15 protein-coding genes are annotated in these 15,733 nt (G+C 73.6%); 9 read left to right on the top strand and 6 right to left on the bottom strand.

What is annotated here, in order from left to right; translation table 11 throughout:
* Window positions 1–31: 31 nt before the first annotated feature.
* Together ACZ7RU_RS07865 and ACZ7RU_RS07860 are read right to left on the bottom strand one after the other, a co-directional pair.
* A complete protein-coding gene (locus ACZ7RU_RS07865; RefSeq protein WP_470339995.1) occupies window positions 32–787 on the bottom strand; it encodes an alpha/beta fold hydrolase in 756 nt (251 codons plus the stop codon).
* A 45-nt stretch (window positions 788–832) separates the two neighbouring features.
* A complete protein-coding gene (locus ACZ7RU_RS07860; protein ID WP_470339994.1) occupies window positions 833–2,056 on the bottom strand; it encodes an FAD-dependent oxidoreductase in 1,224 nt (407 codons plus the stop codon).
* 101 nt (window positions 2,057–2,157) lie between these two features.
* On the opposite strand from ACZ7RU_RS07860, the gene ACZ7RU_RS07855 reads away from it, so the two are divergent.
* Complete coding sequence (locus tag ACZ7RU_RS07855; RefSeq protein WP_470339993.1) at window positions 2,158–2,976, top strand: TetR/AcrR family transcriptional regulator; 819 nt, start codon at window positions 2,158–2,160, stop codon at window positions 2,974–2,976.
* An 8-nt stretch (window positions 2,977–2,984) separates the two neighbouring features.
* A complete protein-coding gene (locus ACZ7RU_RS07850; RefSeq protein ID WP_470339992.1) occupies window positions 2,985–3,362 on the top strand; it encodes a VOC family protein in 378 nt (125 codons plus the stop codon).
* A gap of 72 nt (window positions 3,363–3,434) precedes the next feature.
* Here the strand turns inward: ACZ7RU_RS07850 and ACZ7RU_RS07845 are convergent, their stop codons facing one another.
* Both ACZ7RU_RS07845 and ACZ7RU_RS07840 read right to left on the bottom strand, forming a co-directional pair.
* Window positions 3,435–4,151 carry an MOSC domain-containing protein gene (locus ACZ7RU_RS07845; protein WP_470339991.1) on the bottom strand — a complete coding sequence of 239 codons (717 nt, stop codon included), beginning with the start codon at window positions 4,149–4,151 and terminating at the stop codon, window positions 3,435–3,437.
* Between the two features lie 69 nt (window positions 4,152–4,220).
* Window positions 4,221–4,964, bottom strand: a complete 744-nt coding sequence (locus ACZ7RU_RS07840) for a cyclase family protein (RefSeq protein ID WP_470339990.1) — start codon at window positions 4,962–4,964, stop codon at window positions 4,221–4,223.
* A 90-nt stretch (window positions 4,965–5,054) separates the two neighbouring features.
* Between ACZ7RU_RS07840 and ACZ7RU_RS07835 the strand changes: the two genes are divergently transcribed.
* The 6 genes from ACZ7RU_RS07835 to ACZ7RU_RS07810 all read left to right on the top strand — a co-directional run bounded on the left by ACZ7RU_RS07835 (window position 5,055) and on the right by ACZ7RU_RS07810 (window position 10,949).
* A complete protein-coding gene (locus ACZ7RU_RS07835; RefSeq protein WP_470339989.1) occupies window positions 5,055–5,729 on the top strand; it encodes a UbiX family flavin prenyltransferase in 675 nt (224 codons plus the stop codon).
* Between the two features lie 119 nt (window positions 5,730–5,848).
* Window positions 5,849–6,307: an Lrp/AsnC family transcriptional regulator gene (locus ACZ7RU_RS07830; RefSeq protein ID WP_030055719.1), complete on the top strand. Its 459-nt coding sequence runs from the start codon at window positions 5,849–5,851 to the stop codon at window positions 6,305–6,307.
* Window positions 6,308–6,311: 4 nt separating this feature from the next.
* Window positions 6,312–7,274, top strand: a complete 963-nt coding sequence (locus ACZ7RU_RS07825) for a threonine ammonia-lyase (RefSeq protein ID WP_470339988.1) — start codon at window positions 6,312–6,314, stop codon at window positions 7,272–7,274.
* Window positions 7,275–7,325: 51 nt separating this feature from the next.
* On the top strand, window positions 7,326–8,489 hold the full coding sequence (gene mqnE, locus ACZ7RU_RS07820) for an aminofutalosine synthase MqnE (RefSeq protein WP_470339987.1): 1,164 nt from the start codon (window positions 7,326–7,328) through the stop codon (window positions 8,487–8,489).
* A gap of 116 nt (window positions 8,490–8,605) precedes the next feature.
* Entirely contained in the window at window positions 8,606–9,880 is a 1,275-nt protein-coding gene (locus tag ACZ7RU_RS07815; RefSeq protein ID WP_470339986.1) for a L,D-transpeptidase family protein, read from the top strand.
* Between the two features lie 121 nt (window positions 9,881–10,001).
* A complete protein-coding gene (locus ACZ7RU_RS07810; protein WP_470339985.1) occupies window positions 10,002–10,949 on the top strand; it encodes a beta-ketoacyl-ACP synthase III in 948 nt (315 codons plus the stop codon).
* Between the two features lie 243 nt (window positions 10,950–11,192).
* Here the strand turns inward: ACZ7RU_RS07810 and ACZ7RU_RS07805 are convergent, their stop codons facing one another.
* Window positions 11,193–11,840, bottom strand: a complete 648-nt coding sequence (locus ACZ7RU_RS07805) for a TetR family transcriptional regulator (protein ID WP_470339984.1) — start codon at window positions 11,838–11,840, stop codon at window positions 11,193–11,195.
* 428 nt (window positions 11,841–12,268) lie between these two features.
* Here ACZ7RU_RS07805 and ACZ7RU_RS07800 point away from each other — a divergent pair, with 428 nt between their 5' ends.
* Complete coding sequence (locus ACZ7RU_RS07800; RefSeq protein WP_470339983.1) at window positions 12,269–14,656, top strand: outer membrane protein assembly factor BamB family protein; 2,388 nt, start codon at window positions 12,269–12,271, stop codon at window positions 14,654–14,656.
* A gap of 37 nt (window positions 14,657–14,693) precedes the next feature.
* Here ACZ7RU_RS07800 and galE read toward each other — a convergent pair whose 3' ends face one another.
* Complete coding sequence (gene galE / locus ACZ7RU_RS07795) at window positions 14,694–15,680, bottom strand: UDP-glucose 4-epimerase GalE (RefSeq protein ID WP_470339982.1); 987 nt, start codon at window positions 15,678–15,680, stop codon at window positions 14,694–14,696.
* Between the last annotated feature and the right edge of the window lie 53 nt (window positions 15,681–15,733).

Here is a 15,733-nt window from a genome sequence, read left to right as displayed (position 1 = left end):
CCGCCGCCCGGAAGCCCCGGCCGGGGCGGCCTCAGTCGTGCAGGAAGCCCTCCAGTGACACCGCCAGGGCCACCGGGGCCTCGTACATCGGGTAGTGCCCGCAGCCGCCGAGTTCCTCCAGTTCGGCGTGGGGGTAGTGGCTGAGGAAGGTGCCGCGCATCACCTCGGCGGTGAGGGCGAGGTCGTGCTCGCCGACGATCACCTTGACCGGCACCGGGTTGCCGCTGATCCGGCGCTCCAGGTCGGCCGTCGCCCAGTCGCGGACGTAGCCGCCGAAGGCCTCGCGGGTGGACAGCCGCAGCGACTGGTCGACCATGCGGTCGAGCCAGACCCGGCCGGCCCGCCGGCCGGTGACCAGGTCCAGGATGGCGAGGCGCTTCTCCCGGTCCTCGGCGGCGCCGTAGAAGAGCGCCTCCCCGGCCTCGTCCAGCGGGTACGCGCCGGCCGGCACCGGTGCCAGGCCGACCAGCTTGCGCACCCGCAGCGGTGCCTCGGCGAGCACCTGCTGGGCCGCCTTGCCGCCCATCGAGTGGCCCACGAGGGAGAAGCGGTCCCACCCGAGCTGGTCGGCCAGGGCGAGCGCGTCGGAGGCGATCTCGGCGAGCGTGTACGCGCCGGGGACGTCCTTGCGCTGGCCGTAGCCGCGGTAGTCGAGGAAGGCGTAGCTGAAGGCGTCGCCGTCGAGGTAGTCGAGGAACGGGCCCCAGCCCGCGCTGGTGCCGAACCAGTCGTGCAGGACCAGGACGTGGTGGTCGCCGGTGCCGGTCGAGCGGTGAGGGATCGTCATGCCAACGGTCGTTCCCCGTGGGCCGCCCGCCCGAACGGGTGGGAATCAGGCGTCGCGGCGGGCGAAGGCCGGGGCGTGCTCGGGGAGCGGGCCCAGCGCGATCAGGCGGGAGACCAGCTGCCGGAAGCCGGGGGCGAAGCGGGCCAGCAGCACCAGCCGCCGCGGCGGGCCGACCCGGCGGCCGCTGAGCACCGGCTCGAACATGACGCCGTGCAGGACCCGCTGCATCCGCTGCGTGATCACCGTCGGCCGCCACCGGCGCCGCTGCACCCGGGCGAGCGCGGCGGTGGTCGGGCGGCCGTGGCGCAGCGGTTCGGCGAGCAGGGTGGCGGCCGCGACGGCGTCCTGGACGGCGAGGTTGATGCCCACTCCGCCGGCCGGGGACATCGCGTGGGCGGCGTCGCCGATCAGCAGCAGCCCGTCGGCGTACCAGCGGTGCAGCCGGTCGAGCCGGACGTCGAGCAGGTGGACGTCGTCCAGACCGGCCAGTCGGTCGACCCGGTCGGCGTACCGGGGCAGCAGTTCGGCGATCCGGGCGCGGAACCGTTCGATGCCCTCGGCGCGCAGCAGCGGGTCGGCGCCCTTGGTCCGGAAGTAGGCGATCTGGAAGTAGTCGTCCCGGGTGAGGCTCAGCGCCATGTCGCCGCGTCCGAAGCCGGGGACGACGTCGGGCGGGGCGGACCGCTCGTGGGCGTGCCGGGGCAGCCGGAACCACCAGGTGTCGAAGGGCACCGGGAACTCCTCGGGCACCAGCCCGGCGGCCCGGCGCAGGGTGGAGTGCCGGCCGTCGGCGGCGACGGTGAGGTCGGCGCGCAGCTCGCCCTCCTCGCCGTCCCGGGTGCGGTACCGGACTCCGGTCACCCGGTTGCCGTCCCGGAGCAGGCCGGTGGCCTCGGTGTTCATCCGCAGGGTGAAGGTGGGCTCCTGCCGGGCCTCCGTGGCCAGGAAGTTCAGCAGGTCCCACTGGGGGATCATCGCGACGTAGTTGTACGGGGGCCTCAGCCGTTCGTGGGCGCTCAGCGCGACGGGTGCGGCGCCGGGCACCCGCACGACCAGGTTGCCGAGGCGGCTCTGCGGCAGGGCGGCGAACTTCCGGCCGAGGCCGAGCTCGTCCATCAGCCGCACGGTGGAGGCGTGGACGGTGTCGCCGCGGAAGTCCCGCAGGAAGTCCCCGTGCTTCTCCAGCACGGTCACCTCGACGCCGGCGCGCGCCAGCAACAGGCCCAGCATCATTCCGGCCGGCCCGCCGCCGGAGATCACGACGCTCATGACCCTCCCCCTTCGGTGTTCGATCGATTACCGTCCGTGTGGAACTTGCATATACAGACTCTCTGGAACCGTCTCAGGTGTCAAGTAGTACGATGCTCCACATGAAGGACCTGGTGGCGGCCGCCCTCGCGGCCGCGAAGGAACGGGGCCAGGACGTCGCCGACGTCCCGCTCACGGCGATCGCCGCGACGGCCGGGATCTCCCGCAGCACGCTGCTGCGCCGGCTCGGCGGCTCGCGGGCGGCGCTGGACGAAGCGGTCCGCGAGTCGGGGGTGGATCCGGGCGGACGGCCGCCGGTACGCGAGCGGGCGATCGAGGCGGCCGCGCTGCTGGTGGCCGAGCGCGGCCTGGCAGGGGTCACCCTGGACGCGGTGGCGGACCGGGCCGACTGCTCGCTGCCCAGCCTGCACACCGTCTTCGAGGGGCGGGACGGCCTGCTCTCCGCCGTCTTCGCACGGCACTCCGCGCTGCCGGGCCTGGAGGCCCTCGCGGCCGACCCGCCGGAGCGGCTGGAGGACACCGTCCGGGCGCTGCACGCCGCCTTCCTCGCGGCCTTCGCGCACGAGCCGCGGATCGTCCCGGCCGTCTTCGCCGACCTGTTCGGCCGCCCGGACGGCCCCGCCGCCAGGGTGATGGCCGGCACCCTGCCGCGGGTGCTCGACAGCCTCGACCGGCTGCTGCTGCCGCACGTGCGGGCCGGCCGGTTGCGCCCGCTGCCCACCCCGGTGCTGGTCCAGCTGCTGCTCGGCCCGCTGCTCAACCACGTCCTGATGCGGCCGGTGCTGGAGGCCGCCCTGGGCGGCGCCGGGACGCCCCCGGTGGACGAGGCCGTCGAGATCTTCGTCGACGCCTACCTGCGGGCGGTGGCCGTCCCGGCGGCGGAGGCGGCAGAATCCGGGGGCGACGTCAACACCCCCTGAGGAGGGCCGTGATCGGCAAGCTGCAGTGCCTGGTGCTCGACTGCCCGGATCCGGCGGCGCTGGCCCGCTTCTACGCCGGCGTGCTCGGCGGCGAGGTGGACCGCCCGGACCGGCGCTGGACGCTGGGCCCGCACTGGTCCACGCTGCACCTCGACGACGGCTCGGTGCTCTGCTTCCACCGCGTCGCCGACCACCGGCCGCCGCGCTGGGACGACCCGGAGCGCCCGCAGCAGGCGCACCTGGACGTCGAGGTGGCGGACCTCGACGACGCCGAGCGGCAGGTGCTCGCGCTCGGCGCCGTCCGGATGTCCGACGCCGTCCGGTGGCGGATCTACGCCGACCCGGCCGGGCACTTCTTCTGCCTGGTCCGCCGCCACGGGGCCTGACCCCGTCGGCCGGTCAAGTCCCCGTCGCCGCCGACGAGGTGACGGGCGGTCGGCCGCTCGCGCGGAGGGCGCTCAGTCCAGCACCAGCCGGTCGCCGACCCGCAGCCGGCCCGGGGCGGCGACCTCGGCGAGGGCGTCGAGCCGGCCGTCGTGGGCGTGCACCACGGCCTTCAGGATCTCGGGCGCGTGCGGCAGCCCGGGCTGCGGGGCGCCGGTCATCGCGCAGCGCTCGCTGGAGGCGACGAAGGAGAGCCGGGCGCTGCCGGGGGCCTCGCCGGACGCCCGGCGGCCGAGCCAGGCGTCCTCGACGAACGGCGGGGTGCCCGGCGGGGTGCGCAGCACGATGTTGGGGCGGAACCGGCGCTCGTCGATCACGGCGAAGGGGACGGCCTCGCGGACCCAGTCCAGGGTGGCGGTGCTGAGCACGCTGACCGGCCGCTGGTCGAAGTGCGAAACGGCGTCCTCGCGGGCGAGTTCGACGTCCGCGCGCTGGAGGTAGGCGCGCAGAAAGGCGTTCGGCCGGTCGACCGGGCGGCCGAGCGGGTCGAACAGCTCGGGCCCGTCGATCCGGTGGCCGAGCCGGGCGGAGAGGCGGAGCAGTCCGTCCATCCGGCGGAAGCGGCGGGTGTTCTTGCCCGAGCCGAGCCGCCCGGCCGCGTCGCGGACGGCGTAGAGGCGGTCGCCGGCCAGGCCGCGCTCGTCCACCTCGACGGAGTCGAGCCGCTCGCCGCCGGTGGATTTCACGGGGTAGCGCCAGAGTCGCTCGATCACTCCGATGATCTCTGCCATGGCCGGAAAGCGTACTGGCGTTGACGGGGGATGGTCTAGACCAAGTACCGGGGGGTGCATCGCCCGCCCTCACCCCAGCCGGGCCACCGCCCGTACCGGAGCGCCGTCCGCCGCGACCAGCCGCAGCGGGAACAGCGAGACCTCCACCGGCAGACCGGCCTCCTGGGCGGCCAGCAGCGGCCGCAGGTCGGTCAGGTTCTCGGCGATCACCCCGCCGCCGGACGCCCCCAGCAGCACCCGGTGGGCGGCGAGCGAGGGCTCGTCGGCGGTGTCCGGGTCGTGCTCGTCGGTGAGGTCGGCGAGCAGGGCCGCCACCGCCGGGTCGCCCGGGCCCGGGTCGGGGGTCGGGTCGACGCTGAGCGCGTCCACCCCGACCGTCCGCACCCCGGCGGCGACGATCGCCTCGGCGGCGGCCGGGGTCAGGCTGGGGTGGGCGAGGTAGGTGTCGGTGCCCCAGTGCCGGGCCCAGCCGGTGGCCAGCAGCAGCACGGTGCCCTCGGCGGCCCGTTCCAGCGCGGGCGCCAGCAGGTCGGGGGTGACGGCCGTCCGGGGCTCCAGCCCGCGCAGGTCGGCGACCACGGCGGGGCCGGTGAACCGCTCCAGCGGCAGCCCGTCCAGGGTCGGCCAGGTGACGTCCACGTGGTACGGCGCGTCCACGTGCGTCCCGGACTGCGAGCCGAGGTGCAGAGCCAGCACGTTCACCCCGGCGGTGGCCGTGGTGAGCGCGGGCTCCAGCAGGACGGCCGGGTCGCCGGGGTAGACCGGCATCGCGGTGGTCACCTGATGGGTGAGGTCGACGAGGGTCGCTGCCATGCGCCCATCCTCCCAGGGGCCGGGCGCTTCCGGGCCCCTCCCGGCCCGCCCGGGCCGAACGCGCAGGTGGGGCCGGGACAGAATTGCCCCATGGGAACTGCGAAGCGTCAGCCGTGGGTGGTCGGGGTCTCGGGTGCGTCGGGGACGCCGTACGCGGCCTCGGTGATCCGCGCGCTGCTGGCCGCCGGCGAGGCGGTGGACCTGATCGTCAGCCGCGCCGCCCGGCTCACCATCCTGGACGAGACCGGCATCTCCTTCCGGGACGCGCACTGGCGCACCGACCTCGCCGCCTGGCTCGGCGGCGACCAGGGCCTGGACGACGTCCGCTACTGGCCCGCCGGGGACTTCGCGGCCGGCCCGTCCAGCGGCTCCTACCCGGCCAAGGGCATGCTCGTGGTGCCCGCGACCACCGGCGCGGTGGCCGGGATCGCGCTCGGCCTGAGCAAGGACCTGTTGCAGCGCGTGGCCAGCGTCACCCTCAAGGAGCGCCGTCCGCTCGTCGTCTGCGTGCGCGAGACACCACTCAACGGGGTGACGTTGAAGCACTTGGTGGAGCTCGACGCACTGGGGGCGGTCGTCCTGCCCGCTTCACCCGGTTTCTACGCCGGCGGCTCCACCGTGCGCGAACTCGTGGATTTCGTGGCCGGACGGGTGCTGGACGCCGTCGACGTGCCGCATTCCCTGTACCTGCGCTGGGAAGGGGAGTTGGGGGCGGCCGCCCGCAAACCGGCCGCCGGCGAGGCCCCACTGGCTGAGGGGGAGTAAGCGGACCGAGGGCGGGAGAGTATCTTCTCTGCGATATCCGGGTCGGTCGGCGCGCAGCGCCTTTGAATCCGGATAATGATCTGTGGGTCTGGTGAGGTTCGGAAGGACGCGGACGGTATATGGACACGGTGGACAGACAGCTCATCCAGGCGCTCCGGGAGAACGGCCGCGCGTCCTACGCCGAGTTGGGCCGCCTGGTCGGGCTCTCCGGCCCGAGCGTCACGGACCGGATCAACCGCCTGGAGCAGGCGGGGGTCATCACCGGCTACCGGGCGACGGTCAACCCGGCGTCGCTCGGCTTCGGCGTCACGGCCCTGATCGGCCTTCAGCTCACCGACGCGGCGGACCACGAGGACGTCGCGTTCCGGCTGAAGGACCTCAACGAGGTGGAGGACTGCTGGTTCATCGCCGGCGACGACTCCTACATGCTGAAGGTCCGGGTGGCCGACGTGGCCGGCCTGGAGTCGGTGGTCAAGCGGATCTCGGGCACGAAGGGCGTGGCCCGGACCCGCACCACCGTCGTACTCTCCACCAAGTGGGAAAACCGGGTGAGTGAACTTCCTCCTGTAGGAGAGTGACGGCATGGCACTGGTCGGTCTGGAGGAGCTGCGCGCGGCTCGGCAGCGGATCGCGGGGGTCGCCGTGCGCACCCCGCTCGTTCCCGCCCCCTGGGCGGCCGAGGGGGAGCGGCGGCTCTGGCTGAAGCCCGAGAACCTCCAGCCGACCGGGGCCTTCAAGACCCGCGGCGCCTACAACCGGCTGGCCGCGCTGACCGACGACGAGCGCGCCCGGGGCGTGGTCGCCCAGTCCAGCGGCAACCACGCGCAGGCGGTGGCCTACGCGGCCCGGACGCTCGGCATCAAGGCCGTGATCGTGATGCCGGACACCTCGCCCGCCGTGAAGGTGGAGGCCACCCGCTCGTTCGGCGCCGAGGTGATCCTGGTCGCGCCGGAGGAGCGGGACACCCTGCCCGCCGAACTGGCCGGGAAGCACGGCTACGTCTGGGTGCCCCCGTACGACGACCCGTTCATCATCGCGGGCCAGGGCACGGTCGGGCTGGAGATCGCCGAGGACGCCCCGGCCGAGCTGGACACCGTCCTGGTGCCGGTCAGCGGCGGAGGTCTGATCGGCGGGACGGCGGCCGCGCTCAAGCTCACCCGTCCGGGCATCCGGGTGATCGGCGTGGAGCCCGAGCTGGCCGCCGACGCCCGGGCCAGCCTGCGGGCCGGCCGCCGGGTCGAGTGGCCGGTCGCCGACACCTACCGGACCATCGCGGACGGGCTGCGCACCCCCTCGCTCGGCGTGCTGCCGTTCGAGCACGTCACCGCCTACGTGGACGACATCGTCACCGTCACCGAGGACGAGATCCGCGCCACCGTGGCCGTGCTGGCCCGCCGCGGCCGGCTGGTCGCCGAGCCCTCCGGGGCGGTCGCCCCGGCCGCCTACTTCCACCGCGCCGCCGAGACCGGCGGCCAGGCGGTGGCGGCCGTGGTCAGCGGCGGCAACATCGACCCGACACTGCTCGCCGAGCTGCTCTCGGCATAGGCGTACGCTCGTTCCGGCAAGGAATCGAAGTCGGAGGAGGCGGGGCACCGCATGGACGCAGGGCTCAAGCGCGAGCTGGAGGCGAAGGTCTACGCGGGTGAGCGGCTGACCCGCGAGGACGGGATCGCGCTCTACGAGAGCGACGACCTGGCCTGGCTGGGCGGGCTGGCCCACCACGTGCGGACGCGGAAGAACGGTGACGTCGTCCACTTCAACGTCAACCGCCACCTCAACATGACCAACGTGTGCAACGCGTCCTGCGCGTACTGCTCGTTCCAGCGCAAGCCGGGCGAGAAGGACGCGTACACGATGCGCATCGAGGAGGCCGTCCGGCTCGCCAAGGCGATGGAGGTCGAGTCCCTCACCGAGCTGCACATCGTCAACGGCCTGCACCCGACCCTGCCGTGGCGCTACTACCCGCGCTCGCTGCGGGAGCTGAAGGCGGCTCTGCCGAACGTCTCGCTGAAGGCCTTCACCGCCACCGAGATCCACTGGTTCGAGAAGATCAGCGGCCTGTCCGCCGACGAGATCATGGACGAGCTGATCGACGCCGGCCTGGAGTCGCTGACCGGCGGCGGCGCGGAGATCTTCGACTGGGAGGTCCGCCAGCACATCGTCGACCACGACACCCACTGGGAGGACTGGTCGCGGATCCACCGCCTCGCGCACAGCAAGGGCCTCAAGACGCCGGCCACCATGCTGTACGGCCACATCGAGGAGCCCCGCCACCGGGTGGACCACGTGCTGCGGCTGCGCGAGCTCCAGGACGAGACCGGCGGCTTCCAGGTCTTCATCCCGCTGCGCTACCAGCACGACTTCCACGACTCCAAGGACGGCGTCGTGCGCAACAAGCTGATGGCCCGTACCGAGATGGCCACCGGTGCCGAGGCGCTGAAGACCTTCGCGGTCTCCCGGCTGCTCTTCGACAACGTCCCGCACGTCAAGGTCTTCTGGGTGATGCACGGCGTCGCCACCGCCCAGCTGGCGCTCAGCCACGGCGCGGACGACATGGACGGCTCGGTGGTCGAGTACAAGATCACCCACGACGCGGACAACTTCGGGACCCCGAACAAGCTCGGCCGCGACGACCTGCTCGGGCTGATCCGCGACGCCGGCTTCCGCCCGGTGGAGCGCAACACCCGCTACGAGATCATCCGCGAGTACGACGGACCGGACCCGATGCGCCGTGAGTCCCCGCAGGCGATGCGCCTCTGACCTGCGAGGATCCCCGCCGCCCCGGCCGCCCGTCGGCCCGGGCGGCGGTTGTCTTCACGGCCTCCGCACGAGGCCCGGGTTTACCAACGGGTACGGCGTTTGGCAGGATCGACAGCATGTCCGGTTCTGATCGCGCCACCGCGTACCCGCCGCACCAGCCGATGCAGGAGCCGGTCGACCTGATGCCCCAGCAGCAGTACGAGGGCTTCCAGCCGTACCGGCAGCCGGTTCGGCAGGACTACCCGTACGACCGCTACCAGCCGTACGAGCAGGCTCCTGACGGGTACTACGCGGCGTACGACCAGCCGTTCCAGCCGTACGAGGCCGAGCCGGTCCAGTACCGGGCCGAGGCCGGCTACGAGCCCGCCCCGGTCTACGGAGCCGGGCCCGTTCACGAGCCCGTCCCCGAGGCCGCTCCCGGGTCCGTCCCCGAGGCCGGGTACGAGCCCCTGCACGGAGCCGGCTACGAGCCCGCGCCCGTCGTGCTCGCCGCGGCGCCCACCACGCCGGTGGCGGGCGCCCGGACGGCAGCCCGGGGACGGCGGCGCAAGGCCAAGCAGAAACGTCACGGCAAGGCCGTGATGGCCGGCACCGCGCTGCTGGTCGCCGCCACCGCCGGCTGGTACGCCGTCGGCCAGGACGGCGCCAAGACCGGCATCACCGCCGCCGACGGCCCCGGCCCGGAGGGCGTCAGCAAGCCCGACCACCCCGCCCCGGACCCCGCGGCCGCCCAGGCCGCCTCCGACCGGCAGGGCGCGGTCCCGGCCGCCGACCGCAGCCAGACCCGGGCGGACGGTTCGGTCGCCGCGATACCCGGCCTCGGCGCGGCCTTCACCGCGAAGATCCCCGCCGCGACCACCCAGGTCGTGGTCGCCTCCGGCCAGGACAAGAACACCGACAGGAACAACGTCACCCTCTGGACCCGCACCCCCGAGGGCCGCTGGCTGGCCGGCGAGACCTGGCAGGGCCACAACGGCAAGAACGGCTGGACCACCGACCACAACGAGGGCGACCTGCGCAGCCCGATCGGCGTGTTCGAGCTCACCGACGCGGGCGGCCGCAAGGCCGACCCGGGCAGCAGGCTCCCGTACGACAAGGACCCGAGCTTCGTGGTCTCCGGCACGGGCTTCTTCGGTGACCAGCTGGCCGGCTCCTTCGACTACGTGGTCGCGATCAACTACAACCGCGTCGCCGGCAACTCCCCGCTCGACCCGCGCCGCCCGATGGGCTCCAAGAAGGGCGGCGGCATCTGGCTCCACGTGGACCACGACGGCCCGACCCACGGCTGCGTGTCGATCCCCGAGGACAAGATGGCCCAGCTGATCCGCACCCTGGACCCGGCCGCCCATCCGGTCATCGTGATGGGCGACGCGGCCGCACTGGCCGCCTGACCTCGGCGTACGGGGAGCCGGGCCCCGCAAGGGGCCTTGTCCACCTCCTACAGAACGAGGGGGCGGATCCTGTCACCGGTCATACCATGCTGACCAGCGGGTAACCCGGTTCCATGGCAGTATGAGCGGTTCGCGCATTGTGGCACTCGGTCACTACCAGCCCCCCAAGGTCCTCACCAACGACGACCTGACGGCACTCGTCGACACCGACGACGAGTGGATCCGCTCCCGCGTGGGCATCCGCACCCGGCACATCGCCGAGGACGAGAGCCTGGTCGACCTCGCCACCGAGGCCGCGCAGAAGGCGCTCGCCAACAGCGGCCGGGACGCCGAGGACATCGACCTCGTCGTGGTCGCCACCTGCACCGCGATCGAGCGCAGCCCCAACACCGCCGCCGCCGTGGCCGCCCGGCTGGGCGTGCGCTCGCCCGCCGCGTACGACATCAACACGGTCTGCTCCGGCTTCTCGTACGCCCTGGCCACCGCCGACCACGCGATCCGGGCCGGCTCGGCCCGCCGCGCCCTGGTGATCGGCGCGGAGCGGATGTCCGACACGCTCGACTGGACCGACCGCTCCACCTGCGTGATCTTCGGCGACGGCGCGGGCGCCGCGGTGGTCGAGGCCCAGGAGGACGGCGCCGAGCCCGGCATCGGGCCGGTGGTCTGGGGCTCCGAGCCGGAGAAGGGCGACGCCGTGGTGATCACCGGCTGGGACCCGGTGATCAGCCAGCAGGGCCAGGCGGTCTTCCGCTGGGCCACCACCCAGCTCGCCCCGCTGGCCCGTCAGGCCTGCGAGCGGGCCGGGATCGACCCGGCCGAGCTGAAGGGCTTCGTCCCGCACCAGGCCAACCTGCGGATCATCGACGCGATCGCCCGGAAGCTGGGCCTCGGCGAGGACGCGGTGGTGGCCCGGGACGTGGTCCACTCCGGCAACACCTCGGCCGCCTCCATCCCGCTGGCCTTCTCCAAGCTGGTCGAGCGCGGCGAGCTCTCGCCCGGCGACCCGGTCCTGCTCTTCGGCTTCGGCGGCGGCCTGGCCTACGCCGGCCAGGTCGTGCGCTGCCCCTGACCCGGCGGCGCCCCGAGGCCGCCCCGAGGCCGTCGCGGGGCCGTCCGAGGGCACACCGCGACGCCGTCCGGACGCGAACATGCCGGTGGGCGGGCACCCCGTCACGGGTGCCCGCCCACCGGCATGTCTGGCGCGCGAGCGGTACGTCGGCGGACCTCCCCCGAGGACACGGCCGCCGTCCGTCGGTCCCCGGACAGGAGGCCGGGGCTGCGCGCGGAGCGGATGGTGGGTCGGAGGACGGTCCTACTTGGGCGCCTTCTTGCCGGTGACGCCCAGGTACACCAGGGGAGCGAGGTTGGGCTTGAGGTCCTTGACCTTGACGCCCCAGGAGGTGAAGGCCTTCTGGTGCTCGGCCGCCGAGGCGAGCAGCGAGACCAGGGCCCCGGCCACGGCGTTCGAGTCGAGCGACTTGTCGGCCTGGCCCTTCCCCTGGAGTTCCTTGACGGCTTCCGCGAGCGGCTTGGCGACCGCGTTGAGGACCGTCATGCGGATCTTGAAGAACCGCTTGTCCCCTTCGGCGGCACCGAGCGTGACCACTCGGAGAATGGCGTCGTTCTTGCGCCAGAAGGCGAGGAATCCGTCGACCAGTTCTTCCGAAGTGGTCGGTCCGGACTTCCCTGCCCAGGACTTTCCGGCCACCAGCTCTTTGAGCTGGTCGGCGTCCTTGGCCATTTCCTCGGCGATTTCGAGGACAGCGCCCTCGACATCCGGGAAGTACTGGTAGAAGGTCGCGGGGGAGGTACCCGCCATACGGGCGACGTCGATGACCTTGACGTCCCGATAGGGCGACGTGCTGAGCATCTCGCGGAGGCAATCGAGCAGCTTCTGCCGCGTCTCCTGTCCGCGTCGCCCGGCGACGCGACCGTCGACGGTGCGAACTTGTCCTGTCATGCCGTCAGCTTACCGTGGCAAGATCTTGGCGCGATTCGGTGATGCGACTATTACTCCGCACGGGGGTTGGTATAGCGGCATGAACCACTTCGGACGGATATTCACCGGGCTTCGAAGCCCCTTGTTGAAGCCCCCCCGTGTGCCTTTGACCTCACAGCGTGACGGCGAGTCCGCTGAGGGGTGATCGGGTGACAGAGCGTGACGGTTCGGCGGTGGACGGTCCGGGGCTCCGCGCGCAAGCCGGCTCCGGAGCGGGCGTCAGGATCCAGCCGTTCCGTCCTCGCTGGTCAGAGGCCTGTCCGGGGTCCCGTAGGGGCCCGGGCGGCGCGTTCCGGCGGGTGGGGGAGGTTGGATATGCGCGGGGCGGCATTGGAGAATCGGGTCCGGCACCACGCGGCGGGTGCGGACAACGGGGAGGTGGCAGCGGAGTGGACCAGCTGACGGCGCACGATCCGAGGCGGATCGGGCCCTTCGAGGTGCTGGGGCGGCTCGGCGCGGGTGGGATGGGGCTGGTCTACCTGGCGCGTTCCGCGTCGGGGCGACGGGTGGCCATCAAGACCGTGCGGGGTGAGCTGGCCGAGGACGAGCTGTTCCGCGTCCGCTTCGCCCGGGAGATCGCGGCGGCCAAGACGGTCGGCGGCTTCTACACGGCGGCCGTGGTGGACGCGGACGCGGACGCCCGGGTGCCCTGGCTGGCGACCGCGTACATCCCGGCGCCCTCGCTGGAGGACCTGGTCGAGGAGTGCGGCCCGCTGCCGGTGGAGGCCACCCGCTGGCTGGTCGCCGGCATCGCGGAGGCCCTCCAGTCCATCCACGCGGCCGGGCTGATCCACCGCGACCTCAAGCCCTCCAACGTCCTGGTGGTCGAGGACGGCCCGAAGGTGATCGACTTCGGCATCGCGGCCGGGGTGTCCAGCACCCGGCTCACCATGACCAACGTCGCGGTCGGCACCCCCGCGTACATGTCCCCCGAGCAGGCCAGGGACAGCCGGACCGTCCGGGGCGCCAGCGACGTCTTCTCGCTCGGCTCGCTGATGGTGTTCTGCGCCACCGGGCACCCGCCCTACCGGGGCACCAACCCGGTCGAGACGGTGTTCCAGCTGCTGCGCGAGGAGCCGGACCTGACCGGCATGGCGCCCGAGCTGATGGACCTGGTGCGCGCCTGCATGCAGCAGGCCCCCGAGCGCCGGCCCACCCCGGCGCAGATCCAGACCGAGCTGGCCCCGCACCTCTTCTCCCGGGACGACGCCTCCGGCGAGGCCGGGGACTGGCTGCCGGCCAACGCGCTGGAGCTGATCGAGCGCAGGCGGGGCCGCCGGCCGGCCGCCCCGCCGCCGCGCCCGTCGGCCGGCCCGGCCCAGCCGCCGCAGCCGCCCCCGCAGGCACCGCCGGCGCACGGCCCGTCGCAGCACCTCGGGCCGGCCGACCCGCGCACCGACCCGGGCGGGCGGCACGCGCAGCCGCCGGCCGGTCCGGTGCACGCCGCGCCGCTGCCGGGCCACGGCTCCGACCCCGAGATCCCGACCGCGAAGCTCGCCGCCCCGAACAGGCACCGCGCGCCGACCGGCGGCGGCGCCGTCGAGGTGCAGCTGTCCGGCGCCTCGGTGCGGATAGGCCCGGGGCCGCGGGCCGAGCACGAGCAGCCCGGTCCGAGCACCGCCCCGGCCGCGACCGACTGGGTCCGCCGGGCGGCCCCCACCCCGCCGCCCCCGCCGGCCCCGGCCGCCCGCTGGCGCCCCTGGCGGTTCCGGATGTCCAACGACGTCTGGGGCACCCCGGTGGTCGCCGACGGCACGCTCTTCGTCTCCAGCTTCGAGGTGCACGCGCTGGACATCGGCTCGGGCGAGCGCCGCTACAAGACCCGGGACGTCGCCTGGGCGCTCGCGGTGGACGCCGGCCGGGTGCACGCCGCGGACGGCCCGCACCTGTACACCGTCGACGCCTCGGACGGCACCGAGCGCTGGCGCACCTCGCTGGACGGCTGGGTCTACTCGCTCTCCGCCGCCGACGGCGTGCTCTGCTGCGGCATCAGGGGCGGCGGCGTCCAGCTCCGCTCGGCCGCCAACGGCGCCGAGCTGTGGCGGGCCGACGACGCCCAGCAGGACTACGAGAACCCGCAGTCCGGCCCGGTCCTGGTGGGTGGCGCCGCCTACTACTACGGCGGCGGGCGGCTGCGCTGCGTCGACCCGCGCGGCGCGGGCCTGCGCTGGTCCTTCCCGGTCGGCGAGGACGTGCCCTCGCACCCGGTCGAGCGCGGCGGCGTGCTGTACGTGTCGGCCGGCACCCGGGTGTACGCGCTGGACGCGGCCAGCGGGGCCGAGCGCTGGCGCTTCGAGGCCCCGGTGGTGCTGTTCACCCCGCCCGCCCTCGACGCCGACGCGGTCTACGTGGCCGACTACCTGGGCACGGTCTACGCGCTGGACGCGGCCACCGGACTGGACCGCTGGCGCGGGGTCACCGGCCGCCGCCAGGGCGCCGACCCGGTGGTGGTCTCGGACGGCATGGTGCTGGTCGGCAACGGCGAGGTGCTGTACGCCTTCGAGGCGGCCACCGGCCGGGAGCGCTGGCGCTACACCGCCCGCGGCGAGATCGTCGGCTCCCCGGCGGTGGCCGACGGCCTGGTCCACCTGGGCAGCCGGGACCACTCGCTGCACACCCTGGACCTGGCGAGCGGTCAGCTGCGCTGGGAGCTCGGCACCAAGGGCGAGCTCACCGGCTCGCCGGTGGCGGTCGGCGGCCGGGTCTTCGTCGGCTCCAAGGACCGCTGCGTGTACGCGCTGGACGCCTTCTACGGCACGGCGGTGCCCGCCCGCTGAACCGCGGGGCGGACACCGCCGGACCGGCGCCGTCGGATCAGGCCCTGCGGGCCCCGGGGTGGCGGCTGCACCAGCCGTCCCACGCGGAGGAGACCATCTCCGTCACGTCGTGCCGGGCGGTCCAGTTCAGCTCGCGGTGGATCAGGTCGGCGGAGGCCACCACCCGGGCCGGGTCGCCGGCACGGCGCGGGGTCACCTCGGCGGCGGTGTCGTAGCCGGTGACCTTGCCGATCACCTCCAGCATCTCCTTGACGCTGACGCCCTCGCCGCGGCCGATGTTCAGCACCAGGGAGGTCGCGCCGGCCGGGTCGGCGGCCATCCGCTTGGCGGCCGCCACGTGCGCCGAGGCGATGTCGGAGACGTGGATGAAGTCACGGACGCAGGTGCCGTCCGGGGTCGGGTAGTCGTCGCCGAAGATCCGCGGGGCCTGGCCGGCGGTGAGCCGCTCGAAGACCATCGGGATCAGGTTGAACACCCCGGCGTCGGAGAGCTCGGGGGAGGCGGCGCCGGCCACGTTGAAGTAGCGCAGGGCCACGGTGGACATGCCGTAGGCCTTGCCGGCCGCGGCGACCAGCCACTCGCCGGCCAGCTTGGTCTCGCCGTACGGGCTCATCGGGTCGCAGGGCGTGGACTCGGTGACCAGGTCGACGTCCGGCATGCCGTAGACCGCGGCGGAGGAGGAGAAGAGGAAGCGCTTCACCCCGCCCTCGGCGGCGGCCTCCAGGACGGTCTGGAGGCCGATCATGTTCTCTCGGTAGTACAGGAAGGGCTGCTCGACGGACTCGCCGACCTGCTTCTTGGCGGCGAAGTGCAGGATGCCCTCGACGCCGTGCTCGCGGATCGCGGCGTCCAGGGCGGCGCGGTCCAGGGTGGAGCCCTCGATCAGGGGGACGCCGGCCGGCAGCCGGGAGGCGTCGCCGGTGCTGAGGTCGTCCAGGACGGCGACGCGCTCCCCGGCGTCGAGCAGCTGTCGGACGACATGTCCGCCGATGTATCCGGCACCGCCGGTGATCAACCAAGTCATGTGCCGATCCTAGGCGTTCGGATTCGATCGCCACGTTCGGGCGAGTCGGGGCC

The organism is Kitasatospora sp. NPDC114501, assembly GCF_055633695.1.
The sequence above is the reverse complement of the archived record's forward strand: the minus strand, read 5'-3'. Positions and strand labels throughout refer to the sequence as shown.